The sequence below is a fragment of the Actinomadura roseirufa genome (genome assembly GCF_900659635.1).
Lineage (GTDB): Bacteria > Actinomycetota > Actinomycetes > Streptosporangiales > Streptosporangiaceae > Spirillospora > Spirillospora roseirufa.
Genome location: NZ_CAACVB010000125.1, coordinates 1 through 23,007, shown reverse-complemented (window position 1 = coordinate 23,007; position 23,007 = coordinate 1). Strand labels below are relative to the sequence as shown.

At 74.1% G+C, this 23,007-nt stretch carries 27 protein-coding genes; 22 read left to right on the top strand and 5 right to left on the bottom strand.

Annotated features, from left to right (window positions below; genetic code table 11):
• On the bottom strand, positions 1–1,037 hold a 1,037-nt coding region (locus E1291_RS24430; RefSeq protein ID WP_242614348.1), incomplete at its 3' end, for an ATP-binding cassette domain-containing protein.
• A 468-nt stretch (positions 1,038–1,505) separates the two neighbouring features.
• On the opposite strand from E1291_RS24430, the gene E1291_RS24425 reads away from it, so the two are divergent.
• The 3 genes from E1291_RS24425 to E1291_RS24415 all read left to right on the top strand — a co-directional run bounded on the left by E1291_RS24425 (position 1,506) and on the right by E1291_RS24415 (position 4,753).
• The gene (locus tag E1291_RS24425; protein ID WP_207400910.1) at positions 1,506–2,432 is read left to right on the top strand and encodes a tetratricopeptide repeat protein; all 927 of its coding nucleotides are present in this window, start codon (positions 1,506–1,508) and stop codon (positions 2,430–2,432) included.
• A gap of 158 nt (positions 2,433–2,590) precedes the next feature.
• The gene (locus E1291_RS24420; RefSeq protein ID WP_131740312.1) at positions 2,591–3,241 is read left to right on the top strand and encodes a cytidylate kinase-like family protein; all 651 of its coding nucleotides are present in this window, start codon (positions 2,591–2,593) and stop codon (positions 3,239–3,241) included.
• 108 nt (positions 3,242–3,349) lie between these two features.
• Entirely contained in the window at positions 3,350–4,753 is a 1,404-nt protein-coding gene (locus E1291_RS24415; protein WP_131740311.1) for an NAD-dependent malic enzyme, read from the top strand.
• A gap of 78 nt (positions 4,754–4,831) precedes the next feature.
• Here the strand turns inward: E1291_RS24415 and E1291_RS24410 are convergent, their stop codons facing one another.
• Positions 4,832–5,512: a hypothetical protein gene (locus E1291_RS24410; protein WP_131740310.1), complete on the bottom strand. Its 681-nt coding sequence runs from the start codon at positions 5,510–5,512 to the stop codon at positions 4,832–4,834.
• A 170-nt stretch (positions 5,513–5,682) separates the two neighbouring features.
• Between E1291_RS24410 and E1291_RS24405 the strand changes: the two genes are divergently transcribed.
• The 3 genes from E1291_RS24405 to E1291_RS24395 all read left to right on the top strand — a co-directional run bounded on the left by E1291_RS24405 (position 5,683) and on the right by E1291_RS24395 (position 8,573).
• Positions 5,683–6,258: a YqgE/AlgH family protein gene (locus E1291_RS24405; RefSeq protein WP_131740309.1), complete on the top strand. Its 576-nt coding sequence runs from the start codon at positions 5,683–5,685 to the stop codon at positions 6,256–6,258.
• 10 nt (positions 6,259–6,268) lie between these two features.
• Complete coding sequence (locus tag E1291_RS24400; protein ID WP_131740308.1) at positions 6,269–6,529, top strand: DUF3039 domain-containing protein; 261 nt, start codon at positions 6,269–6,271, stop codon at positions 6,527–6,529.
• A gap of 301 nt (positions 6,530–6,830) precedes the next feature.
• A complete protein-coding gene (locus E1291_RS24395) occupies positions 6,831–8,573 on the top strand; it encodes a DEAD/DEAH box helicase (protein ID WP_131740317.1) in 1,743 nt (580 codons plus the stop codon).
• A gap of 177 nt (positions 8,574–8,750) precedes the next feature.
• Here E1291_RS24395 and E1291_RS24390 read toward each other — a convergent pair whose 3' ends face one another.
• From E1291_RS24390 to E1291_RS24380, 3 genes are all read right to left on the bottom strand, one after another.
• Positions 8,751–9,263 carry a gluconokinase gene (locus tag E1291_RS24390; RefSeq protein WP_242614347.1) on the bottom strand — a complete coding sequence of 171 codons (513 nt, stop codon included), beginning with the start codon at positions 9,261–9,263 and terminating at the stop codon, positions 8,751–8,753.
• A 29-nt stretch (positions 9,264–9,292) separates the two neighbouring features.
• Positions 9,293–9,874, bottom strand: a complete 582-nt coding sequence (locus E1291_RS24385; RefSeq protein ID WP_131740307.1) for an isochorismatase family protein — start codon at positions 9,872–9,874, stop codon at positions 9,293–9,295.
• Between the two features lie 75 nt (positions 9,875–9,949).
• Complete coding sequence (locus E1291_RS24380; protein ID WP_131740306.1) at positions 9,950–11,308, bottom strand: nicotinate phosphoribosyltransferase; 1,359 nt, start codon at positions 11,306–11,308, stop codon at positions 9,950–9,952.
• 93 nt (positions 11,309–11,401) lie between these two features.
• Between E1291_RS24380 and clpS the strand changes: the two genes are divergently transcribed.
• The 16 genes from clpS to E1291_RS45395 all read left to right on the top strand — a co-directional run bounded on the left by clpS (position 11,402) and on the right by E1291_RS45395 (position 23,000).
• Positions 11,402–11,707, top strand: coding sequence for an ATP-dependent Clp protease adapter ClpS (gene clpS / locus E1291_RS24375; protein WP_131740305.1), 306 nt, complete (start codon positions 11,402–11,404; stop codon positions 11,705–11,707).
• Positions 11,708–11,713: 6 nt separating this feature from the next.
• Entirely contained in the window at positions 11,714–12,241 is a 528-nt protein-coding gene (locus E1291_RS24370) for a DUF2017 domain-containing protein (RefSeq protein WP_131740304.1), read from the top strand.
• A gap of 176 nt (positions 12,242–12,417) precedes the next feature.
• A complete protein-coding gene (locus tag E1291_RS24365; protein ID WP_131740303.1) occupies positions 12,418–13,341 on the top strand; it encodes an MEDS domain-containing protein in 924 nt (307 codons plus the stop codon).
• Between the two features lie 49 nt (positions 13,342–13,390).
• Complete coding sequence (locus E1291_RS24360; RefSeq protein WP_131740302.1) at positions 13,391–14,539, top strand: MEDS domain-containing protein; 1,149 nt, start codon at positions 13,391–13,393, stop codon at positions 14,537–14,539.
• Entirely contained in the window at positions 14,536–15,555 is a 1,020-nt protein-coding gene (locus E1291_RS24355) for an anti-sigma factor RsbA family regulatory protein (RefSeq protein WP_131740301.1), read from the top strand. The genes E1291_RS24360 and E1291_RS24355 overlap by 4 nt, the downstream gene beginning before the upstream one ends.
• 61 nt (positions 15,556–15,616) lie before the next feature.
• Positions 15,617–16,033: a M67 family metallopeptidase gene (locus tag E1291_RS24350; RefSeq protein WP_131740300.1), complete on the top strand. Its 417-nt coding sequence runs from the start codon at positions 15,617–15,619 to the stop codon at positions 16,031–16,033.
• Positions 16,034–16,285: 252 nt separating this feature from the next.
• Complete coding sequence (locus E1291_RS24345) at positions 16,286–16,558, top strand: MoaD/ThiS family protein (protein ID WP_131740299.1); 273 nt, start codon at positions 16,286–16,288, stop codon at positions 16,556–16,558.
• 17 nt (positions 16,559–16,575) lie between these two features.
• Entirely contained in the window at positions 16,576–17,523 is a 948-nt protein-coding gene (locus E1291_RS24340) for a PLP-dependent cysteine synthase family protein (RefSeq protein WP_131740298.1), read from the top strand.
• 84 nt (positions 17,524–17,607) lie between these two features.
• Positions 17,608–18,423 (top strand): thioesterase family protein, encoded by an 816-nt coding sequence (locus E1291_RS24335; protein WP_131740297.1) that lies wholly within the window; start codon positions 17,608–17,610, stop codon positions 18,421–18,423.
• Positions 18,424–18,565: 142 nt separating this feature from the next.
• The gene (gene murI / locus E1291_RS24330; protein WP_131740296.1) at positions 18,566–19,393 is read left to right on the top strand and encodes a glutamate racemase; all 828 of its coding nucleotides are present in this window, start codon (positions 18,566–18,568) and stop codon (positions 19,391–19,393) included.
• 30 nt (positions 19,394–19,423) lie between these two features.
• Positions 19,424–20,173 (top strand): MBL fold metallo-hydrolase, encoded by a 750-nt coding sequence (locus tag E1291_RS24325; protein ID WP_131740295.1) that lies wholly within the window; start codon positions 19,424–19,426, stop codon positions 20,171–20,173.
• A gap of 92 nt (positions 20,174–20,265) precedes the next feature.
• A complete protein-coding gene (gene rph / locus E1291_RS24320; protein WP_131740294.1) occupies positions 20,266–20,985 on the top strand; it encodes a ribonuclease PH in 720 nt (239 codons plus the stop codon).
• Positions 20,982–21,602: an RdgB/HAM1 family non-canonical purine NTP pyrophosphatase gene (gene rdgB / locus E1291_RS24315; RefSeq protein ID WP_131740293.1), complete on the top strand. Its 621-nt coding sequence runs from the start codon at positions 20,982–20,984 to the stop codon at positions 21,600–21,602. Before rph ends, rdgB begins: the two co-directional genes overlap by 4 nt.
• A 90-nt stretch (positions 21,603–21,692) precedes the next feature.
• Positions 21,693–22,205, top strand: coding sequence for a hypothetical protein (locus E1291_RS42215; RefSeq protein WP_165495271.1), 513 nt, complete (start codon positions 21,693–21,695; stop codon positions 22,203–22,205).
• Between the two features lie 16 nt (positions 22,206–22,221).
• Positions 22,222–22,734 carry a SigE family RNA polymerase sigma factor gene (locus E1291_RS24305; RefSeq protein ID WP_242614346.1) on the top strand — a complete coding sequence of 171 codons (513 nt, stop codon included), beginning with the start codon at positions 22,222–22,224 and terminating at the stop codon, positions 22,732–22,734.
• On the top strand, positions 22,731–23,000 hold the full coding sequence (locus E1291_RS45395) for a hypothetical protein (RefSeq protein ID WP_131740291.1): 270 nt from the start codon (positions 22,731–22,733) through the stop codon (positions 22,998–23,000). The genes E1291_RS24305 and E1291_RS45395 overlap by 4 nt, the downstream gene beginning before the upstream one ends.
• Positions 23,001–23,007: the final 7 nt, after the last annotated feature.

Genomic DNA, 23,007 nt, shown 5'->3' with positions numbered 1-23,007 from the left:
CGAGCCGCCCGCGGCCCCGCCGCCCCCGCCTCCGCCCCCGCAGCCGGCCCCGCCTCCGAACGGGCACCGCGAACGCGGAGCGAACCCGGCACGAACCGCCCGCCCCACCACCGTCCGCGCGGACGCCCCCCGTCCCCGGCCACCGCACCGGGCGCGCCGTGTGATGCGGTGCCGGTCGGCTCCGGTGGTATCGCGTCGGATGGCGCGTCGAGGTGTTGTGGCGCCCGGGTGCGTCGTCGGTCGCTTGTGGGCGCCGCGCCGGGCGCGCTGTGTGGTGTGGTTCCGGTGGGCTCCGTTGGGGGCGCGTCGGATGGGGCGATGAGGTCGTGTGGTGCCTGTGCCCGTGTGCGCCGTCCGACGGTGTCGCCGGGAAGGCGGTCTTGCCCTCCTCGCGGGACGGTTCGCGCCGTGGCGTCCGGGACGCGACGGGGAACGGGGGCGGGCGACTCGGCCAGCCTGCCGCGGGTGAGCGTGAGGAGGCGGTCGCACCAGCCGGCGAGGGCGCCGGGGTCGTCGGCGGTCACGACGACGGTGGGCGCGAGCGCGCGCAGGACCGGGATCAGCTCCGCGGTCGCGGCGGCGGGCGGCTGGACGCCGGGGCCGGCGGCGGCGCGGAGGCCGCCGAACGGGTCGTCCAGCAGGACGACGTCCGGGCGGTGGACGCACGCCGCCGCGATGCCGGCGCGCACCCGCACGTCGGGCGGCAGCAGGCACAGCTCCGTCCCGGCGGCCTCGGCCAGGTCCAGGCGCCGCACCATCTCGCGGGCCGCGGACGCGCCGGCGCGCTTGTAGTAGGCCGCGTACGCGACGAGCTCGCCCGCCGTCATGTGCTCGGCGTGGGAGAGCCGTCCCGGCAGGTAGCCGATCCGGGCCCGCGCGGCGCGCAGGTCCGCGGCGTTGGCGATGTCATGTCCGAGAATGTGCAGCGCGCCCGCCTTCGGCCGGCGCAAGGTCGCGAACGTGGCCAGCAGAGTGGATTTACCGACACCAGGTGGACCGGCCAGGCCGACCACGCCTTCGGCCACGCCGAAGGTCACCGGGCGCAGGAGCCACCGCCCCCCGCGGCGGACACCCATTCCTCGGGCCACGATCGCGGAATGCTCCGCGATCACTTGTCTTCCCCCCGTTGCTCGTCATGCGATCGCGGCCTCCGGCGGAGGCGCCCCGGCGGCCTCGCGCCGCGCGGCGCGCGCCCGGCCGTTTCGACGGAACCTGGGGCAGCGGGCCTCTTTTGCCGTGCCGCGATGCATCGACATCGTGACTATAACCAGCCTTGGTGATGGCTGTCAGCAATCTTTTTGCCTTTACGGCTGGGTACCTCGATTCTTTGCCGTGGACGACAAAATGGGTAATTCGAAAAAGTGCGACAACTAGCGTGTAGTGGGTCACGGTGGGGCGTCCCGGACGGTCCGTCCCGGCGCGCCCCGCTCCGCTGGGAGCGGACTGGCGCGCAGGAGAGGGCGCTCATGGGGCAGGATGGACCCATGCCTTCTCGGGACTTTTCGTTGCACGGGGCCATTGACCTGGGGGCCCGCCAGGCCGCCACCAGGAAGCAGCAGGAGCGCCAGGCCCAGGGCGGCGCGTCCGCGGGCGCGGCCGGCGGGCAGTACGTCGTGGACGTCACGGACGAGACGTTCAACACCGAGGTCGTGGAACGGTCGCAGAGCGTCCCCGTCCTCGTGGACTTCTGGGCCGAGTGGTGCGGGCCCTGCAAGCAGCTCGGCCCCATCCTTGAGAAGCTCGCCGCCGAGGCGGCCGGCAAATGGGTCCTGGCCAAGGTCGACATCGACGCCAACCAGCAGCTCGCCGCGTACATGCAGCAGATGGGCGTGCGCGGCATCCCGTTCGTGGCGGCCGTCGTGGGCGGGCAGCTGCTGCCGTTCCTCAACGGCGCGGCGCCCGAACCGCAGGTCCGCCAGGCCATCGACCAGCTCTTCGAGGCGCTCCGCAAGGAGGGCATCCTGCCGGAGGGCCCCGAGGACGAGGCCGTCCCGGCCGGCGCCGAGGGCCGCGAGCCCGCCCCGTCGGTGTACGACGCGGCCGAGGACGCGCTGCAGCGCGGCGACCTCGACGGCGCGAGGACGGCCTTCGAGGGCCTGCTCGCCGCCAACCCCCGCGACGTCCAGGCCAAGCAGGGCCTCTCGCTGGTCGAGCTGAGCCTGCGGGCGCGGTCGCTGGACCCCGGACGCGTCGTCCAGGAGGCCGTCGACAAGCCGGGCGACGTGCAGGCGCAGATCAACGCCGCGGACGTCGAGATGGTGTCCGGCCGCATCGAGGACGCCTTCGACCGGCTGCTGCGGGCGGTCCGCACCGCCGCGGGCGACGACCGGGACGCCGCCCGCCGGCACCTGCTGTTGCTGTTCGAGGTGATGCCGCCGGAGGACCCACGCGTCGCCAAGGCCCGCCGCTCCCTCCAGGCCGCCCTCTTCTGACCTCTTGCCCCCGCCCGTGCGGGCGGGGGCAAGTCGTGGTGGCGCGTCGTGCGGCCGGTGCCGTGCGGCGGGCCACCGGACGGCGGCGATCAGGGCGTTTTTTGCCGTTTCGCGCGTTTGGCGTCATTGAAGGCCGCGTGAACGGGCATGACACGGGTGTGAGCGCTCGTGTGGTGACCATCTCGGCGACGTTCGGCGCCGGCGGCGCCGTCGTGGGCCCGGCGGTGGCCGGGCGGCTCGGCCTGCCGTTCGTGGACCGCGCGATCCCCGAGCGGGTCGCCGGCGAGATCGGGTGCACGCTGGAGGAGGCGCTCGCCCACGACGGGCGCGCGGAGAGCGGAATCGGGCGGATCCTCGCGGGGGCCGCGCGACTGCCCAACGTCGCCATGGGCGGCATCGACGTCTACCTGCCCGACCGCGCGATCGTCCCGCCCGAGGAGTTCGTCGAGCACACCGAGCGCGTCATCCACCGGACCGCCGAGAGCGGCGGCGTCCTGCTGGGCCGGGCCGCCGTGGTGGTGCTGGCCGGACGGCCGGACGTGCTGCACGTCCGGCTGGACGGGCCGCGCGCGCGGCGGCTGGAGCTCGCCGCCGCCGAGATGCCCGGACCGGGGCAGGGGTCCGGCGCACCGGGCCGCGATGTTGAGCGTATGCTCGATGGCAATGACCGCGCCCGTACGGCCTACGTGAAGCACTTCTACGGGGCCGACCCCGCCGATCCGCGGCTCTACCATCTCGTGATCGACACCACGAGACTGCCCGCGTCCACCGCCGTCGACCTGATCGTGACCGCGGCGCGCGCGTGCTGAGCCCAAGGTGAGGCCGGGCCGCGGCCCCGGACGCCCGTCCCCGGACGGCGCGCGCGGAGCGGTGCGGGCGGGACGAGCGAACACCCGGTAGCAGAGGGAGCAAGTGTCGTGGCGAGCGTGCCCAGCGTTTCGTACTCCATCACCGTCCGGCTGGAGGTGCCGGCCGGCGGCAAGGCCGTCAGCCAGATCACCCATGTCGTCGAGAACGCCGGCGGCATCGTCACCGCCCTCGACGTCAACACCGCGGGCCACGAGACGCTGCGGATCGACGTGACCATCGCCACCCGTGACACCCGGCACGCCGAGGACATCGCCGGCGCGCTGGAGGCGATGGCCGACATCAAGATCCACAAGGTCAGCGACCGGACGTTCCTGATGCACCTCGGCGGCAAGATCGAGATGCAGTCGAAGGTGCCGCTGCGCACCCGTGACGAGCTGTCGATGGCCTACACGCCGGGCGTCGCGCGCGTGTCGCTGGCCATCGCCCGCAACCCCGAGGACGTCCGGCGGCTGACGATCAAACGCAACAGCGTCGCGGTGGTGACCGACGGGTCGGCGGTGCTGGGTCTCGGAAACATCGGGCCCGAGGCGGCGCTGCCGGTGATGGAGGGCAAGGCGGCGCTGTTCAAGCGGTTCGCCGGGATCGACGCCTGGCCGATCTGCCTCGACACGCAGGACACCGACGAGATCGTGCGGACCGTCCAGATCCTCGCCCCCGCGTTCGGCGGCATCAACCTGGAGGACATCTCCGCGCCGCGCTGCTTCGAGGTCGAGGCGCGGCTGCGCGAGCTGCTCGACATCCCCGTCTTCCACGACGACCAGCACGGCACGGCGATCTGCGTGCTGGCGGCGCTCACCAACGCGCTGCGCGTGGTCGGCAAGGACATCGGCGCCGTCCGCATCACGATGGCGGGCGCGGGCGCGGCGGGCACCGCCATCCTCAAGCTGCTGATGCACGCGGGCGCCCGGAACCTGGTGGTCTGCGACTACCGGGGCGCCGTCCACAGGGACCGCGACGACCTCGACGACTCGCTGCGCTGGATCGCCGAGCACACCAACGAGGGCGGCTACTCCGGCGACCTGCGCGGCGCCGTCAAGGACGCCGACGTGTTCATCGGCGTGTCCGCGCCGGGCATCCTCACCGGCGACGACATCGCGACGATGAACGACGACGCGATCGTCTTCGCGCTCGCCAACCCCGAGCCGGAGGTGTCGCCGGACGAGGCGCGCGAGCACGCCGCCGTCGTCGCCACCGGCCGCAGCGACTACCCCAACCAGATCAACAACGTGCTGGCGTTCCCGGGGGTGTTCCGCGGGCTGCTGGACGCCCAGGCCGACGGCGTCACTCAGGGCATGCTCGCCGCGGCGGCCAAGGCGCTCGCCGAGGTCGTCACCCCCGATGAGCTCGGCCCGAACTACATCGTGCCGAGCGTGTTCCACCCGGACGTGAGCAACCGCGTGGCGGGCGCCGTCCGCGAGGCCGCGGGAGGCCGGCCCCGCACGGAGCTCTGACCACGGAGCTCTGACCACGGGGCCCGGCCCGGGATCTCACCGGGGGCCGGGCCCGACCGGGGTCTGACCGGCCGCCCGCTACTCGGCGCCCTTCTTGGCGAAGATCTGCTCGCGGCGGCGCGGCCAGACCCCGCCGTACCAGAAGATGATCACACCGGTGACCATGGCGGCGGCGCCGGTCGCGGCGCGCGCCCACAGCATGGTGTCGGGTCCGGTGTGCGGCAGCCGGGTGGGCGGCGAGGCCGGCGGCGCGGCGCCCGCCCCGCGGCAGTCCGCCCTGACGGTCCGGCTCTCGACCCGCTTGTTCGCCCAGTTCACCAGGATGCGGGTGCTGCGGTCCTCGCGGAGCCGCACGGTGACGGTCCTGGTCTCGTGCGGCCCGATCTGGCCGGGCACCGACGGGCTGTTGTCGCTGCGCTCGACCCCGTAGTCCTCGCGCTGCGACCCCGTGTTGCGGATGGTGACCTTCACCTCGCGGGACGGGCAGCTCACCGATCCGATGTCGGCCGCGAGCGGCTCGGCCGGGGTCTTGCCCCCGGACTTGCCGGGCGACGGCGAAGGCGACGGCGAGGGCGACTTCTTCGACTTCTTCGACCCGCTCGGCGACTCCGAGGGGCTCGGCGAGGACGGCAGCGGCGACGACGTGGCCCGGGTGGACGCCCGGGACTCCGACGACCCCGTCTTCAGCAGCGCCGGGACGGCGATCAGCGCCCCGATGACGAAGAACACCGTGGCGATGACGACCCTGGGCAACTGCATCGCGTTCCTCCCCGGCCGCGAGGCGCGAGGCCAAGCGGATGGCCGATGATCCTAGATCATTCTCAACCTAGGCCGTTGTGGTGCCGATATCCCCATCGATAGGAATGCGTAACAGGCTAACGAGCGGGGGGACGTGCCGCCGGTGCTCCCAGCATCGCATGATGGGGTCCATGGAAGACGGCATCCGGGTGGGACTTCTGCTGGTCGCCACTCCTCAGCTCGAGGATCCCAACTTCAGGCGCAGTGTCGTCCTGGTGGTCGAGCACGACGCGGACGGGGGCACGCTGGGAGTCGTCCTCAACCGGCCGACCGAGGTCCCCGTCGACCGGGTGCTGCCGCCCTGGGCCGAGCTCGTGACCGGCCCTTCCGTGGTCTTCCAGGGCGGACCCGTCGCCCTGGACAACGCGCTCGCCCTGGCCCGGCTGCCCGGCGAGGACCAGCCGCTCGGCTGGCGCGCCCTCGACGGCGGCACGGAGGTGGCCAGGGTCGGCCTCGTCGACCTGGACGCGCCGCCGGCGCTGCTGGCGCCCGAGGTGCTCCAGCTGCGGGTGTTCGCCGGATACGCCGGCTGGTCGGCGGGGCAGCTGCTCACGGAGATCGAGGAGGGCGCGTGGTATCTCGTCCCGGCCGAGGCGGGCGACGTGTTCGCCGGCGACCCCGACCGGCTCTGGCAGGCGGTCCTGCGCCGGCAGGGCGGAGACCTGGCGTTCGTCTCCACTTTTCCCGAGGACCCGACGCTGAACTAAGGTGAAGGGCGTGAGTACGAAGATCCTGCCCGACAGTGACACCCAGAGCGACGTCCGGCCGGACCTCTCGCACGGTGACGGCGACCACGAGCGGTTCGCCCACTACGTGAAGAAGGCCAAGATCACCGAGAGCGCGGTGACCGGCACGCCGGTGATCGCGCTGTGCGGCAAGGTCTGGGTGCCCAACCGGGACCCGAAGAAGTACCCCGTCTGCCCGGAGTGCAAGGAGATCTACGAGTCCATGCAGTCGGGCAAGCAGGGCGACGACTGACCACCGGCCCACCGGTGGCCGGCACGCCCGGCCCGCGCCCGGCACCCCCGGGCGCGGCGGAGCCGTGCCCGGCCGCGGCGCCGGTGACATGACCGGTGACATGACCGGTGACATGACGGGGACGATCCCGCGGCCCGGCGACACGCCGGACCGCGGGATCGTCGTCTCGCGCGGGGACCGTTCGGTGGGCCTGATGAGGGGAATCGCTGTGGATCGCGGCACAGGATCGGCCGCCGCGGCGCGATCTGTCGGCGGGGCTCGGTAGCCTGCTATGACCGTGAGCACCTTCGCCGCATCGAGCATGCCCCCCGCCTTCCCCGAGCGGGCCGCCTGGGGGACCGCGTCGTCCCTGCGTGCCTGGCAGCAGCAGGCGCTCGAGGCCTACTTCGGAACCGACGGGCGCCGGCCCGGCCCGCGCGACTTCCTCACCGTCGCCACGCCCGGCGCCGGCAAGACGACCTTCGCCCTGCGCCTGGCGCGTGAGCTGATGGAGCGCCGCGCCGTCGCCGCGCTCACGATCGTCTGCCCGACCGAGCACCTCAAGCGGCAGTGGGCCGAGTCCGCCGCGCGCGTCGGCATCAAGATCAATCCCGAGTACCAGAACGGGGACGGCCCCGTCGGCAAGGACTTCGACGGGATCGCCGTCACCTACGCGACCGTCGCCGCGCGCCCCGCCCTGCACCGCAACCGCACCGAGGCGCGCAAGTCGCTGGTCATCTTCGACGAGGTGCACCACGCGGGCGACGGGCTGTCGTGGGGCGACGCCGTCCGCGAGGCGTTCGAGCCCGCGACCCGCCGGCTGGCGCTGTCGGGCACGCCCTTTCGCACCGACATCAACCCGATCCCCTTCGTCCAGTACGAGGAGGGCGCGGACGGCATCCGCCGCAGCCAGGCCGACTACACCTACGGCTACGGCCCGGCGCTCGCCGACGGCGTCGTCCGCCCGGTCATCTTCCTGGCCTACGCGGGCGAGATGCGCTGGCGCACCCGCGCCGGCGACGAGATCACCGCGACCCTCGGCGAGCCCCTCACCCAGGACCAGACCTCCCAGGCGTGGCGGGCCGCGCTCGACCCCAAGGGCGACTGGATCCGGCAGGTCCTCGCCGCCGCCGACCGGCGGCTGACCGAACTCCGCCGCGCCATCCCCGACGCGGGCGGCCTGGTCATCGCCACCGACCACGAGACCGCCCGCGCCTACGCCAAGATGCTGCGCGCGGTCACCGGGCAGGGCGCCACGATCGTGCTGTCGGACGACCCCGGCGCGTCCAAGAAGATCAAGCAGTTCGCCGACACCGACGACCGGTGGATGGTCGCGGTGCGGATGGTCTCCGAGGGCGTCGACATCCCGCGGCTGGCCGTCGGCGTCTACGCCACCTCCACCAGCACCCCGCTGTTCTTCGCGCAGGCCATCGGCCGGTTCGTCCGCGCCCGGCGGCGCGGCGAGACCGCGTCGGTGTTCCTGCCGTCGGTGCCCACGCTGATGGGCCACGCCGCCGAGATGGAGACCGAGCGCGACCACGTGCTCGACCGGCCCGTCCGCGAGGACGGCCTCGACGACGACCTGATCGCCGAGGCCAACCGCGCGCAGGACACGCCCGACGTCGGCGAGGAGCTGCCGTTCGAGACGGTCGAGGCGTCGGCGACGTTCGACCGCGTCCTCTACGACGGCGGCGAGTTCGGCATGCAGGCCGCGCCCGGCTCGGCCGAGGAGGAGGAGTTCCTCGGCATCCCCGGCCTGCTGGAGCCGGAGCAGGTGACGCAGCTGCTGCGCAAGCGGCAGGCCGACCAGATCGCCAACGAGCGCCGCAAGAAGACCGGCGACCCGCGCGCCGACCGCACCGCCGCCGAGGACCTCGCCGCCCTCCGCCGCGAGCTGAACGGCCTGGTCAACTCCTGGAACCACCGCACCGGCCAGCCCCAGGGCGTGATCCACAAGCAGCTCCGCGACACCTGCGGCGGCCCCGCCGTCCCCCAGGCCGGCGCCGACGACATCCGCAAGCGGATCGAGAAGATCCGCGAATGGGCCGCCAAGCGCCGCTCGTAATCATTGCCGTTTTTATTGCAATCCCGGCCCACGGGCTCGCCTGGCGGCTCGCCCGTGACCGGGCCTGTGCGAGCGCGAATCGCTTCGCGATCTTCCCGGCGGGGCTCGCCTTCGGCATTGCCTCGCCGGTCAGGTCGCGCGCTCGCGTGACGGCTCGGCCGCGCTGTGCGGCTGGCCCTAGCCCGTGCCTTCGGCGGCTGTGAGGCTCAGCTCGGTGAGGACTTGGGTGGCGATCTCGGTGGGGGTGGCGTCGGCTGGGACGCGCAGTACTTTCTCGTCCGGTGCCGGGGGTTCCAGGTCGGCGAACTGGCTGTCCAGGAGGTCGGCACCGAAGAAGTGGCCGGTGCGGGCGCGCAGCCGGGCGGCGATTACGTCGCGGTCGCCGTCGAGCAGGACGACGCGGACGGCGGGCCGCCCGGCCGCGAGCGCGTCGCGGTAGGCGCGCTTCAGCGCCGAGCAGGTGACGACGCCGGGACGGCCGGCGGCGACCCGCGCGTCGATCCACCCGGCGATCGCCCGGAGCCAGGGACGGCGGTCGGCGTCGGTCAGCGGGACGCCCGCCGACATCTTCGCGACGTTGGCGGCGGAGTGGAACGCGTCGGCCTCGGCGTACTCCCAGCCGAGCCGCTCGGCGAGCAGCCGGCCGACGGTCGTCTTGCCGCTGCCGGACACCCCGGCCACGACGACCACCAGCGGGGCCTCCGGCGCCGCCCCGGTGGTCAGGACGCCACCACCGGGGTCCCGGCCAGCGTGACGCCCTCGCCCCGGAGCTCGTCCAGGGCTCGGTCGACGGTGGGCCTGGCGACCCCCGCGGTCAGGTCGAGCAGCACCGTCGTGCCGAAGCCCGCCCGGACGGCGTCCACGGCGGTGGCGCGGACGCAGTGGTCGGTGGCGATGCCGACGACGTCCACGCCCTCGACGCCCCGGTCGCGCAGCCAGCCGGCGAGCGGGACGCCGGCGTCGGAGGCGCCCTCGAAGCCGCTGTAGGCGGCGGCGTCGCGGCCCTTGCTGAACACCGCCTCGATCGGCGCGAGCGCCAGGTTGGGGTGGAAGTCGGCGCCCGGCGTGCCGATCAGGCAGTGCGGCGGCCAGCTGTCGACGAAGTCGGGGGTCTCGGCGAAGTGGGCGCCGGGGTCGAGGTGGAAGTCCCGGGTCGCCACGATGTGCGCGTAGTCCCGCCGGTGCGCGGTCATGTGCCCGGAGATGGCCGTGGCCACGTCCGCGCCGCCGCCCACGGCGAGCGAGCCGCCCTCGCAGAAGTCGATCTGCACGTCCACGATGATCAGAGCCTTCGTGCCCATGACCGCTCCCTGTGCCGGTGTCTCCTCCGGACGTCCGCGGCGCCCGTTCCGCCGGCGCCGCCCTTTCAAGGGACGCTACCCCAGGTGGCGCGGACCACCGTTCACGAACTCCGTCGGGACGGCGGGCTCGCCGCGCGACAGCTGGAGCGCCGTCGGCGGCAGCTCGGCGACGGCGGCCCGGTGCCGGTCCCGGGCGTCCCGCAGCGGCTCGCGGCCGACGACCTCGCCGCCGCGCACCAGCGGGACGTGCAGCACGCGGTCGCGGGGCCCGGGCGCGGGCTCGCCGGTGGAGACGGTCTCGGCGTAGGCGGTGCCGTGCCCGTCGATGCGCCGGACGGCGCTCTTGCGGCCGCCCCGGCTCGGCTTGCCCGCCGACCGCTTGGCGACCGGGCGCATCGGGGCGTCCCTCCCGGCGGAGTCCGACCGGGCGACGAGCTTGTACACCAGCGAGGCCGTGGGCGCGCCCGACCCGGTGACCAGGGACGTCCCCACGCCGTAGCCGTCCACCGGGGCCGCGGCGAGCGCCGCGATGCCGTACTCGTCCAGGTCGCCGGTCACCACCACGCGGGTGTCGCGGGCGCCGAGCGCGTCGAGCTGGTCGCGGACGCGGCGGGCCATCACGCCGAGGTCGCCGCTGTCGATCCGGACGGCGCCGAGCGACGGCCCCGCCAGTTCCACGGCCGTCCGGACGGCGCGCTCGACGTCGTAGGTGTCGACGAGCAGCGTCGTGCCGGCGCCGAGGGAGGCCAGCTGCGCCTCGAACGCGTGCCGCTCGCTGTCGTGCAGGAGCGTGAACGAGTGGGCGCTCGTCCCGACCGTCGGGACGCCGTACCGTCGGCCGGCCTCCAGGTTGGAGGTGGTGGCGAAGCCCGCGACGTGGGCGGCCCGCGCGGCGGCGACGGCGGCCCGCTCGTGGGTGCGGCGCGAGCCCATCTCGATCAGCGGCCGGCCGCCCGCGGCCTGCGTCATCCGCGAGGCGGCGGAGGCGATCGCGCAGTCGTGGTTGAGGATCGACAGCGCCAGGGTCTCCAGCAGCACCGCCTCCGCGAACGTGCCCTCGACCACCAGGATCGGCGAGTCCGGGAAATAGCAGTCGCCTTCGGCATAACCCCAGATGTCCCCGGCGAACCTGAACTTCTCCAGCCATCGCGCCGTGGGCTCGTCGACGATCCCGCGGGACTCCAGGAAGTCCACCTCGGCGGGACCGAACCGGAACGCCTCCAGCGCGTCCAGCAGCCGCCCGGTGCCCGCGACGACGCCGTAGCGCCGCCCGGCGGGCAGGCTCCGGGCGAACACCTCGAAGACGGACCGGCGCGCGGCGGTCCCGCCGCGGATCGCGGCCTGCAACATGGTGAGTTCGTACTGGTCGGTCAGCAGGGCGGTGCCGTCACCAAGGTCCACAGGTGGAACCCTAAGGCCCGATGTGTGCACCATGGACGTGGAGGCCGTCACACCCCGGCCTGGCCGGGACGCATAGCATCGGGTGTCGGGTGGACCGACGTCACGGGAAAGGGGGAGACGCGGCGTATGAGCGCGAGCAGCACTGCGCCCGCTCCGGTCGAGCTGGAACGGCCGGACGCCGAGGAGGACGTGCGGGCCGACCGGCCCTGGCTGGCGATCGTCTGGAACGACCCGATCAACCTGATGTCGTACGTCACGTACGTGTTCCAGGCCGTGTTCGGCTACGGCAAGCCCAAGGCCGAGAAGCTGATGCTGGACGTCCACCACAAGGGCCGCGCCGTCGTGGCCAACGGGACACGTGAGGAGATGGAGCGCGACGTCGAGATCCTCCACTCCTACGGGTTGTGGGCCACCGTGAGACGGGACGACTGACGCCCCATGAGCGATGTGAAGAAGACCCGCCAGGGGATCCGCGTCCGCCTTGAGGCCGAGGAGACGGCGCTCGTGCGGGCGCTGATGGAGCAGATGCTCACCCTCCTCGGGGACGCCCCGGGCGCCGACGACGAGCTGGCCTCGCTGGGCATCGCGGAGAACGCGACCACGCCGGAGGACCCCGTCCTGGCGCGGCTGTTCCCCGACGCCTACCGCGACGACGGCGAGGCGGCGGGGGAGTTCCGCCGCTACACCGAGATGGGACTGCGCGACGGCAAGCGCGAGGCGGCCTCGACCGTCCTCGGCGCCCTGCAGCCCGCCCGCACCGAGACCGTGCTGGACGAGAAGCAGGCGCAGGCGTGGCTGCGGGCCCTGAACGACGTCCGGCTGGCGCTCGGCACGCGGCTGGAGATCGGTGAGGAGTGGTACGAGGAGGCGTCGCGGCTCGACCCGCGCGACCCGCGGGCGCCGATGTTCGCCGCCTACGACTGGCTGACGATGCTGCAGGAGAGCCTGGTCCGCGTCGTCTGGTGAGCCCGGAGATCCGGTGCGTCCGGCGCCTGTTCGCCCAGGTCGGAGCGCTCGTCCATTCCCGGCCACAGCCGGCGTGACGCGTTGTCGAGACTCCGGTGCGATACGTGGCGTTTACTTGGACCCGAGGTTGCCCTGGGCCCGCCCCGCCGGGCCGGACCACCACTCGGAGGCCCGCCATGTCCCCACCGCGCAAGGCCGTCGGCACCATGGAGCTCGGCGACCATCTGGCCCTGCTGTTCGACAACGACGACGAACGCCGGGCGATCATGGCCGCCTACGCGCGCGACGGCGTCCGGGACGGCCAGAAGGTCATCTACATCTCCGACGCCGTCCCCGCGGGGGACGTGCTCGACTGGCTGCTGGCCGACCAGAAGGACGCCCCGCGACCGGCCCCGGCCGGCGGCGCGGAGACCGTCGACCTGACCGCCGCGATGGAGGAGGGGCACCTGGTCGTCCGGACGGCGGAGGAGACGTTCCTGGCCAGCGGGCGGTTCGACCCGCGCGAGAGCATCGACCTGATGGCGATGGAGATCGACCTCGCGCTCGTGCAGGGCTACGCGGGCGTCCGCATCGCCGGGGAGGCGCGGTTCTCGCTGCGCCGCTGGCCGGGCACCGACCAGTTCGGCGACTTCGACCGGATGCTCGACGAGGTCTTCGTGACCACCGACATCAAGGCGATGGCCATCTGCCAGTTCGACCGCCGATGGTTCGACGCGGCCCGGCTGGCGGAGGTCGAGGCCAGCCACATGGGCCGGGTCCGGGTCGACGACTACCACGACGACGGCGGGCTCCGCATCACGCCGATCTTCAGCCCGCCCGGGGCGGCGCTGACCGGGACGATCGACGCCGTGACCGGCCCGGCGGCCCAGGCGGTGCTGGACTCCATCGCCACCCGCACCGGCCTGCTCTGCCTCGACCTGGGCGGTGTCACCGGCTGCGACGAGGCCGGGCTGCGGATCCTGACCGGCGCCGGTCGCCAGGGCCACGGCCCGCACCGGGGGCTGCTGCTGCGCTCCGTCCCCCCGGACCTGGCCGTTCGGCTGCGCTCGGCCGGGCTCGTCGCGACTCCCGGCGTGTCGATCGAGGAGGGCACGCGCTGAGCGGGCGGCCGCGGCGGGGCGTCGCATCGCGAGGCGCGGAGGGAGGCCGGTGAACGGCGAGAGGACGCGGGCCAAGGCCGTCGGCGCGATGCTGCCCGGCGACCATCTCTGGCTCGCCTACGACAACACCGAGGAGCGCCACGCCATCCTGGGGACGTACATCCGCGACGCGCTGCGCGACGGGCACGCGGTCCTCTACGTCGTCGACGGCGAAGGGGAGGCGGCCGCGGCCGAGCGGCTGCGCGCCGAGTTCGGTGCCCGGGACGAGGAGATCGGCCGGGCGCTCGACGACGGGCGGATCACCGTGCTCTCCGCCGACGGCGACGGCCCGGCGCACGGAGGCCCACAGGGAACGGCACGGGCAACGGTGAACGAAAGCGCACACGGATCCACCCACGGCGGCCCACCAGGAGCGGCGCCTGGCGGCCCGCAGGAAACGGCGCACGGCGGCCCACCAGGAACGACGCACGGCGGCCCGCAGGGAACGGCGCGCGGCGGCCCATCGGGAGCGGCGCGCGGCGGCCCATCAGGGGCGGCGCGTGGTGGTGTGGTGGACGGCGCTGCGTCGGCCGGGGCCGCGGCCGCGGTGGATCGGGTGATCGGTGGTAGGGCCGGCGGGGTGTCGGGTGCGATCGAGGCGCTGCTCGGCCGGGGCCACGCGGGGGTGCGCGTCACCGCCGAGGCGTCACCGTCCCCGCGCTGCTGGCCCGGCACCGACCGCTTCGCCGCCTTCGAGGACGCGGTGCACCGCGCGGTCGCCGCCCCCGGCTCGCGGGTGAGCGCGCTGTGCCAGTACGACCGGCGCTGGTTCGCCGCGGGCCAGCTGCGCGCGCTGGACGAGCGGCACGGCGGCCGCGTCCGCGCCGACGACGTCTTCGACGACGGCGTGCTGCGGATCACCCCGCTGTTCGCGCCGCCCGGCCTGCGGCTGTCCGGCGACATCGACGAGTCGACCCTGCCCGCGCTGGTCGCCGCGCTGCGCGGCGTCGACGCCCGCGTGTCGCACCTGTGCCTCGACCTGTCCCGGCTCGACTTCTGCGACCTGGACGGGCTGCGCGTGCTGATCGAGGCCGGCCGGGCGGGCGCCGTGCCCGACCGGCAGGTGATCCTGCGCTCGATGCCCGGCTGCGTGGAGCTGATGCTGCGCGTCTCCGGCCTGGAGGGCGCGCCCGGCGTGGTGCGGGAGGGCATCCGATGATCGCGTACTCGGCGGAACCGCCCGCGGCCCCGGCCTGCGGGAGTCCCGGCCCGCCCGGACCGGCCCCCGGCCCGGACGGCCGTGACGTGCTGGTCCACCGGGCCGTGGTCTACCAGTCGCGGCATGAGCTGGCGCTGACCGCCGTCCCGTACCTGCGCGAGGGCGGCCGCGCGGGCGATCCGCTGGTGGTCATCGCCTCGCCGCCGGTCGCCGGGCTCGTGCGCGAGCAGCTCGGCCCGGCGACGGCGGCGCCGGTCGAGTTCATCGACGCCGCCGACTGGTTCGGCGGCCCGATGCAGGCGCTGGCGTCCTACCACGACCGCATGCGCGCCGACTGGTGGCCGCGCGGGCGGGTGCGGCTGCTGGCCGAGCCGGGCTGGGCCGGGCGCACGCCGCTGGAGACCCGCGAGTGGAAGCGGCACGAGGCGATCCTCAACGTCGTGTTCGCCGGCACCCCGACCTCGATCATGTGCGCCTACGACGCGTCCGCGCTGCCCGGGCACGTCCTCGGCGACGCGGCCCGCACCCATCCCGAGCTGGCCGGGCCGGACGGTCCGCGGCCGAGCCCGCGTTTCACCGACCCCGCCGACTTCTACGCCGAGTGCAACGCCGGCCCGCTGTCCCCGCCCCCGGCCACCGCGTCCCGGCGGGCGTTCGCGGCCGGGGAGCTGCCCGGCCTGCGGGCCTTCCTGGAGGCGGAGGCCGGCCGGCTCGGGCTGCCCGCGGACCGGACGCTGCCGTTCGTGCTCGCGGCCAACGAGGTCGCGACCGACGTCATCCGCGAGGGCGGCGGGCGGGGCGTGCTGTGGGTGTGGGCCGAGGCGGGCACGCTGCTCTGCGACGTCGGCGATCCCGGCCGGGCGCTGGCGGACCGGTTCCTCGGCTACACGCCGCCGCGCGGGCGGGGGCGGCGGAGCGAGACCGCGATGTGGGCCGTCCGGCGGCTGTGCCACATCGTGGAGATCCGCTCGGGCGTGTCCGGCACCCGCGTCAGGCTGCACGTCCGGCTCGGCTGAGGCGCGCGGACGCCGCGGCCCCGGGCGCCGCGGGGCCGTGGCAGGGCGGTAGCCTGCGGGCATGCTGACGATCGAGCGCGCCCTGGTTGACCAGATCGTCGCGCATGCGCGCGCCGACCACCCGGACGAGGCATGCGGCGTCATCGCGGGCCCGGCGGGCTCCGGCCGTCCCGTCCGGTTCGTCGCGATGACCAACGTCGAGCGCTCCCCGACGTTCTACCGCTTCGACTCGATGGAACAGTTCAAGGTGTGGCGGGAGATCGAGGACCGCGACGAGGAACTGGTCGTGATCTACCATTCGCACACCGCCACCGAGGCGTACCCGTCGCGCACCGACATCTCCATCGCCGCCGAGCCGGACGCCCACTACGTGCTGGTCTCCACGCGCGACCCCGAGGAGATCGAGTTCCGCTCGTACCGGATCGTGGACGGAGTCGTGACCGAGGAAGAGGTCACGATCGTCGAGTCGTACGGCTAGTGGCGGCGCGGGAGATCCGGGTAGCGGACGGTAAACTGGTCATCATGGGGACGAGCGGGCACAGGGCGGGCGCGCGGCGCCGCGTTCGCTCCGCCGTGCCCCCCGTACAGAGCTTCCTGTTCGGGCATTCGCGCGCCGAGGTCGTCTACGACTGTCACTGACGTGCTGATCCTGCCCGGAATTCCCCCACGCCCCGCCCGGTTGTGACGTCGTGGGCGGGGAAGCCCAGTACGACCAAAGGAGATCATCGCGATGGCGATCGAGGTCCGGATCCCGACGATCCTGCGTCCCCTCACCGACGGCGCCAAGGCCGTCGACGGCAAGGGCGGCACGCTCGACGAGCTGTTCACCGACCTGGACGGCCGCCACCCCGGGCTGCGCGCCCGGCTGGTGGACGACAAGGGGCTGCGCAAGTTCGTGAACGTCTACCTCAACGACGAGGACGTGCGCTTCATCGGCGGCCTGGACGCGGCGGTCGCCGACGGCGACAGCGTCACGATCCTGCCCGCCGTCGCCGGCGGCTGAGGGCGCGAGCACCCGACATGCGTTTCGACTCACTGCTGGACTCGCTCGGCGGCACGCCGCTGGTCGGCCTGCCGCGGCTGTCGCCGGCCGCCGACGTCCGGCTCTGGGCCAAGCTGGAGGACCGCAACCCGACCGGCTCGGTCAAGGACCGCCCCGCGCTCCACATGATCGCGAAGGCGGAGAAGGACGGGCTGCTGACGCCGGGTTGCACGATCCTGGAGCCCACGTCCGGCAACACCGGCATCTCGCTGGCCATGGCCGCCAAGCTGCGCGGCTACACGATGATCTGCGTCATGCCCGAGAACACCTCGTCCGAGCGGCGGCAGCTGCTGGAGATGTGGGGCGCGCGGATCATCTCCTCGCCGGCGGCGGGCGGCTCCAACGAGGCCGTCCGGGTCGCGAAGGGGCTGGCGGCCGAGAACCCGGACTGGGTGATGCTCTACCAGTACGGCAACGAGGCCAACGCGCTCGCGCACTACGAGACGACCGGCCCGGAGATCCTCGCGGACCTGCCGACCGTGACGCACTTCGTGGCGGGGCTGGGCACCACCGGCACCCTGATGGGCGTCGGCCGCTACCTGCGCGAGCAGGTGCCGGACGTGCGGATCGTCGCGGCCGAGCCCCGGTACGGGGAGCTGGTGTACGGGCTGCGCAACATCGACGAGGGGTTCATCCCCGAGCTGTACGACGAGTCCGTGCTGACCACCCGGTTCTCGGTGGGGTCGCGGGACGCGCTGCGCCGCACCCGCGAGCTGCTGGAGCAGGAGGGGATCTTCGCGGGCATCTCCACCGGCGGGGCGCTGCACGCCGCGCTCGGCATGGCGGCGAAGGCCGTCAAGGCGGGCGAGCGGGCCGACATCGTCTTCGTGGTCGCCGACGGCGGCTGGAAGTACCTGTCCACCGGCGCCTACGGCGGGACGCTGGAGGAGGCCGAGGCCCGGCTGGAGGGCCAGCTCTGGGCGTGATCCGCCGGCACGGTACAGTCCGTTCTCGAACGTGGTTCTAGATCGTGCCGGCCGTCTCGGCGCGGACGACCGGGGAGCGTGCGGATGAGCAGGTTCGGGGACGCGACCGCCGTCGAGCGGGTCGGCGAGGGCCGGTACACGGCGGTCCTGGACGGCGGTTTCGGGCTCGCCGAGGCGCTGAACGGCGGCTATCTGATGGCGGTGCTCGGCCGCGCCGCCGCCGACGCCTCCCCGCACCCGCACCCGGTCTCGACCGCGGCGACGTTCCAGCGGGTCGCCCGGCCCGGCCCCGCCGAGGTGATCGTGGAGACGCGCAAGGCCGGCCGCACCGCCGCCACGTCCCTGGTCACCCTCGTCCAGGACGACCGGCGCGTCGTGGACGCGCTCGTCACCACCGGCGCGCTCGACGCCGGGACCGAACCGTCCTACACCGGCCCGCCGCCGACCCCGCCGCTGCCGCCGCTGGCCGAGTGCGCCGAGTTCCGGACCGGCGCCGGGCAGGAGGGCTTCGCCGCCCAGGTCGACATGCGCTTCGACCGGTCCACGATGGGCTGGCTGGACGGGCGGCCGAGCGGCCGTCCCGAGGTCCGCGCCTGGTTCCGGCTCCGCGACCCGCACGAGCCCGACCCGTTCGCGCTGGCGCTCGCCGTGGACGCGCTGCCGCCCGTCGCGCTCAACCTCGGCGCGCGGGGCTGGTCGCCGACCGTCGAGCTGACCTGGCACCTGCGGGCCGTCCCGGTGCCCGGCTGGCTGGCCCTGCACGGCACCGGCCGGGTCCTGTCCGGCGGCTGGTTCGACGAGGACGTCGAGGTCTGGGACGCGGCGGGCCGGCTCGTCGCGCAGGGCCGGCAGATCGCCCGCGAGGGCCGCCCGCGCGGTTCGTCCGCCCCGGCCGGGTGAAGCGTTTCACCGGCGTTTCGCCACGTCCGCGGACGTGACCGGGCGGGACCGCCGTGAACTGCGCCTATTGCCGACCGATGACCATGTGATGTACGACGCATGACGTACTTCCGCGCAGCGAAAGCGCCTAGCCTTAGGCAGCATGTCTGACTGCGTCAACGACGCCGCACCGATCGGCGTCTTCGACAGCGGCTTCGGGGGACTCACCGTCGCGCGGGCCATCCTGGACCAGCTGCCGAACGAGCCCATCGTCTATCTCGGCGACTCCGCCCGGCAGCCGTACGGGCCGCGGTCCATCGCGGAGGTCCGCGCGTTCTCGCTGGAGATGCTCGACCAGCTCGTCGACGAGGGCGTGAAGATGCTGGTGATCGCCTGCAACAGCGCCAGCTCGGCGATGCTGCGCGACGCCCGCGAGCGCTACGACGTCCCGGTCGTCGAGGTGATCAACCCGGCCACCCGGCGCGCCGCGCGCGCCACCGGCAACGGGCGGGTCGGGCTGATCGCGACGGAGGCCACGGTGACCAGCCGGGCCTACCAGGACGCCTTCACCGCCGCCCCGCACATCGAGCTGGTCAGCGTCGCCTGCCCGCGCTTCGTCCCGTTCGTCGAGTCGGGCGTGACGATGGGGGAGGAACTGCTGGAGGTGGCCGGTGAGTATCTGCGGCCGATCGTGGACGCCGGCTGCGACACCCTCATCCTGGGCTGCACCCATTACCCATTGCTGACCGGCGTCATCTCGTATGTCGTGGGAGACGGGGTCACACTGGTCTCAAGCGCCGACGAGACCGCCAAGGACGTGTACCGGGTACTGCACGACCGCGGGCTCGCCCGGACGGAGCCGCTGCCCGCGCCGCGGCACCGGTTCCGCGTGACCGGGGATCCCGATGTGTTCGCCGCGCTCGGCCGCCGGTTCCTGGGGCCCGAGATCGGTTCGGTGGAGACCTCCCTCAGCAAGGCTCTGACCACCTGATTCCTCGGGGACACAAGAGGAGGAGTGAGCGTGCGGGTCACTGTGATCGGCTGCTCCGGCAGCTTCCCGGGGCCGGATAGCCCCGCGTCCAGCTATCTGATCGAGGCGGACGGCTACGCGATGGTGCTGGACCTCGGCAACGGCGCGCTCGGGTCGCTGCAACGCTTCCACCCCCTGTACGAGATCGACGCGGTCTGCGTCTCGCACCTGCACGCCGACCACTGCCTGGACCTGTGCGGCTACTGGGTGGCGCGCACCTACCGGCCGGGCGGCCCGCCGCCGCGGATCCCGGTGCACGGCCCCGCCGACACCCCGGCGCGGATGGCGCGGGCCTACGACCTCGACCCCGAGCCCGGCATGTCGGAGACCTTCGACTTCCGGACGCTGCGCCGCGGCCCCTACGACATCGGCCCGTTCCGGGTGACCACCGCGCTGATGCCGCACCCCGTCGAGGCGTACGCGTTCCGCATCGAGCACGGCGGCAAGGCGCTGGCCTACAGCGGCGACACCGGCGCGTCGGAGACGCTGGTCGAACTGGCCCGCGGCGCCGACCTGTTCCTGTGCGAGGCGTCCTTCCTGGACGGCCCGGGGCTGCCGTCCGAGCTGCACCTGACCGCGCGGGAGGCGGGCGAGCACGCCGCGCTGGCCGGCGTCGGCGGGCTCGTCCTCACCCACCTGGTGCCGTGGAACGACGCGGACGTCTCGCTCAAGGAGGCCAGGGCCAGCTCCTACGACGGGGAGATCGAGCTGGCCCGGGTCGGCGCCCGCTACGACCTGTGACACCGGCGGGCGCGCGAACCGGCCGGGCGGGCCCGCGCCCGGGGCGGCGTCGCCCGGCGGCCCGGACCCGCGCCGGGCACTAGGCTGTGCGCATGGCACGCCCCGATGATCGCGCACCCGACCGGCTCCGCCCCATCCGCATCCAGCGCGGATGGCTCGACCACGCGGAGGGATCGGTGCTGATCGAGTTCGGCGGCACCCGGGTGCTGTGCGCCGCGTCCGTCCAGGACTCGGTGCCCCGCTGGCGGCGCGACAGCGGCCTCGGCTGGGTCACCGCCGAGTACGCGATGCTGCCGCGCGCGACCAACACCCGCAACGACCGGGAGTCCATCAAGGGCCGGGTCGGCGGGCGCACCCACGAGATCTCCCGGCTCATCGGACGCTCGATCCGCGCCTGCGTCGACTTCAAGGCGCTCGGCGAGAACACCGTCCAGCTCGACTGCGACGTCCTGCAGGCCGACGGCGGTACCCGCACCGCGGCGATCACCGGGGCGTACATCGCGCTGGCCGACGCCGTGACCTGGATGCGCGGCCGCCGGCTCACCAAGGGCGACCCGCTGATCACCTCGGTGTCGGCGGTCAGCGTCGGCGTCGTGGGCGGCGAGGCGCGCCTCGACCTGTGCTACGAGGAGGACTCCGCCGCCGAGACCGACATGAACGTCGTGTGCACCGGTGACGGGCGCTTCGTCGAGGTGCAGGGCACCGCGGAGGGCACCCCGTTCGACCGGGCCGAGCTGGACGCGCTGCTCGACCTCGCCGCCGGCGGCTGCGCCGAGCTCACCCGGCTGCAGGCGGAGGCCCTGGCCCGGTGAGCGCGATCGTCCTGGCGACCCGCAACGAGGGCAAGATCGCCGAGCTGCGCCGGATCCTCGGCGGCATCGACGTCGTGGGCCTGGACGCCTTCCCCGGCGCGCCCGACGTGGCCGAGACCGAGCTGACCTTCGAGGGCAACGCGCTGCTGAAGGCCCGCGCGATCGCCGCGCACACCGGGCTGCCCGCCGTCGCCGACGACTCCGGCCTGTGCGTGGACGCGCTGAACGGCATGCCGGGCGTGCTGTCGGCCCGCTGGTCGGGCCGGTTCGGCGACGCCTGCCCGGACAAGGACGCCGCGAACCTGCGGCTCGTGCTGGACCAGCTCGGCGACGTCCCCGAGGGGCGGCGCGGCGGCTCCTTCGTGTGCGCGGCGGTCCTGGTCGTGCCGGGCGGCGTCGAGCACTGCGTCGAGGGCCGGATGCGCGGTACCGTCCTGCGCGAGCCGCGCGGCGACGGCGGCTTCGGCTACGACCCGATCTTCCTGCCGGACGGCGAGTCCCGGACGACCGCGGAGATGCCCGCGGCCGACAAGGACGCCATCAGCCATCGCGGCCGCGCCTTCCGCGCGCTCGCCGCCCTGCTGCCCGACGCGCTGGCCGCCGCCGGACTCTCCTGATCCGTCCGGAAATTCTTTGCGGGCGTGACAACCCCGGGCACGGGGACGGCGGTTATTGGGGGTGTACGGAAACTTCCCCCTAGGAGCGATATGAACGACAAGCGTCGTGGTCGCCGAGGACCGCTGCTCGTGCTGGCGGGTCTCGGCGGGGCCGGTGCCCTGGCCGTCGGGGTCTGGGCGGCGGCCGCACCGGCCGATTCGGCGAAGACGAAGCCCGTGGCGGCGGTGGCGGGGGCCCGGCAACTGCCGAAGACCCCGGCGGGCCGCCCCGTCCCGGCGCCGAGGCCGGCCAACCCGGGCGGATGCGTCACGGTCACGCCGTCCCCGAGGCCGCCGACGGCGACGCCGTCCCCGAGGCCGCCCACGGCCACGCCGTCCCCGAAGCCGCCGACGGCCAAGCCGCACCCGACTAAGACCGTGACGGCCAAGCCTTCCCCGAAGCCGCCGACGGCGAAGCCGGCCAAGCCCGCCCCGAAGTGCGCGCCGACCACGCCGCACCGTCCGCCGCACGCCACGGCGAAGCCGGTCCCGGGCGGCGGGCCGGTCGTCCCGCCCGTCCCGGGCGGCGGGCCGGCGCCGGCGAAGACCACCCACCGGGGGTAGGTGCGGTCTGTCCACGTTGAGCGCACAGGAGATCCGCGGGGCGGAGCTCACGTTCGAGGAGTTCGTGACCGCCACCGCGGGTCGCCTGCTGCGCACCGCCGTTTTCCTGGTCTACGACCGGCACCTCGCCGAGGATCTCCTGCAGATCGCCTACGAGCGGGTGGCACGGCGGTGGCGGCGCCTGTCCGGCGGCAACCCCGAGGCCTACACCCGCCGCGTACTGGTCAATCTCGCGATCGACGAGAACAAGCGGCGGGCGCGGCTGCGGGACACGCCGGTCGGGTCGGTGGCGGACGTGGAGCGCCTCGCCGGGGCGTCCCCGGTGCCGGGGGCGGCCGGGGACGGCCTCGACGAGGGGCTCCGCGCGCTGCCGCCCAAGCAGCGCGCGGTGGTCGTCCTGCGCTACTGGTGCGACCTGAGCGAGCAGGAGATCGCCGAGACCATGGGGGTCTCGCGCGGCACGGTGAAGAGTCACACATCGCGGGCCATGGCGGCACTGCGGGAGCACATGGGGGAGGGCCGCGCGTGAACGACGACCTCGACGCCCTGTTGCGCGCCCACTACCGCGGGGCCGCCGACGAGATCCACGCGGGACCGGACACCGTGCGCCGGTTCCGGGACGCGGGCCGGGCCGCCGCCCGGTCGCGCGGCGTGGCGCGGTTCTGGGCGCCGCCCGTCCTCGCCGCCGCCCTGACGGCCGCGATCGCGGCGGCGGTCGCGGTCGCGGTGCTGCTGTGGCCGGCCGGGAGGGAACCGGCGCGGCCGCGGCCCCAGATCGGAAGAGCACACGTCTGAACTCCAG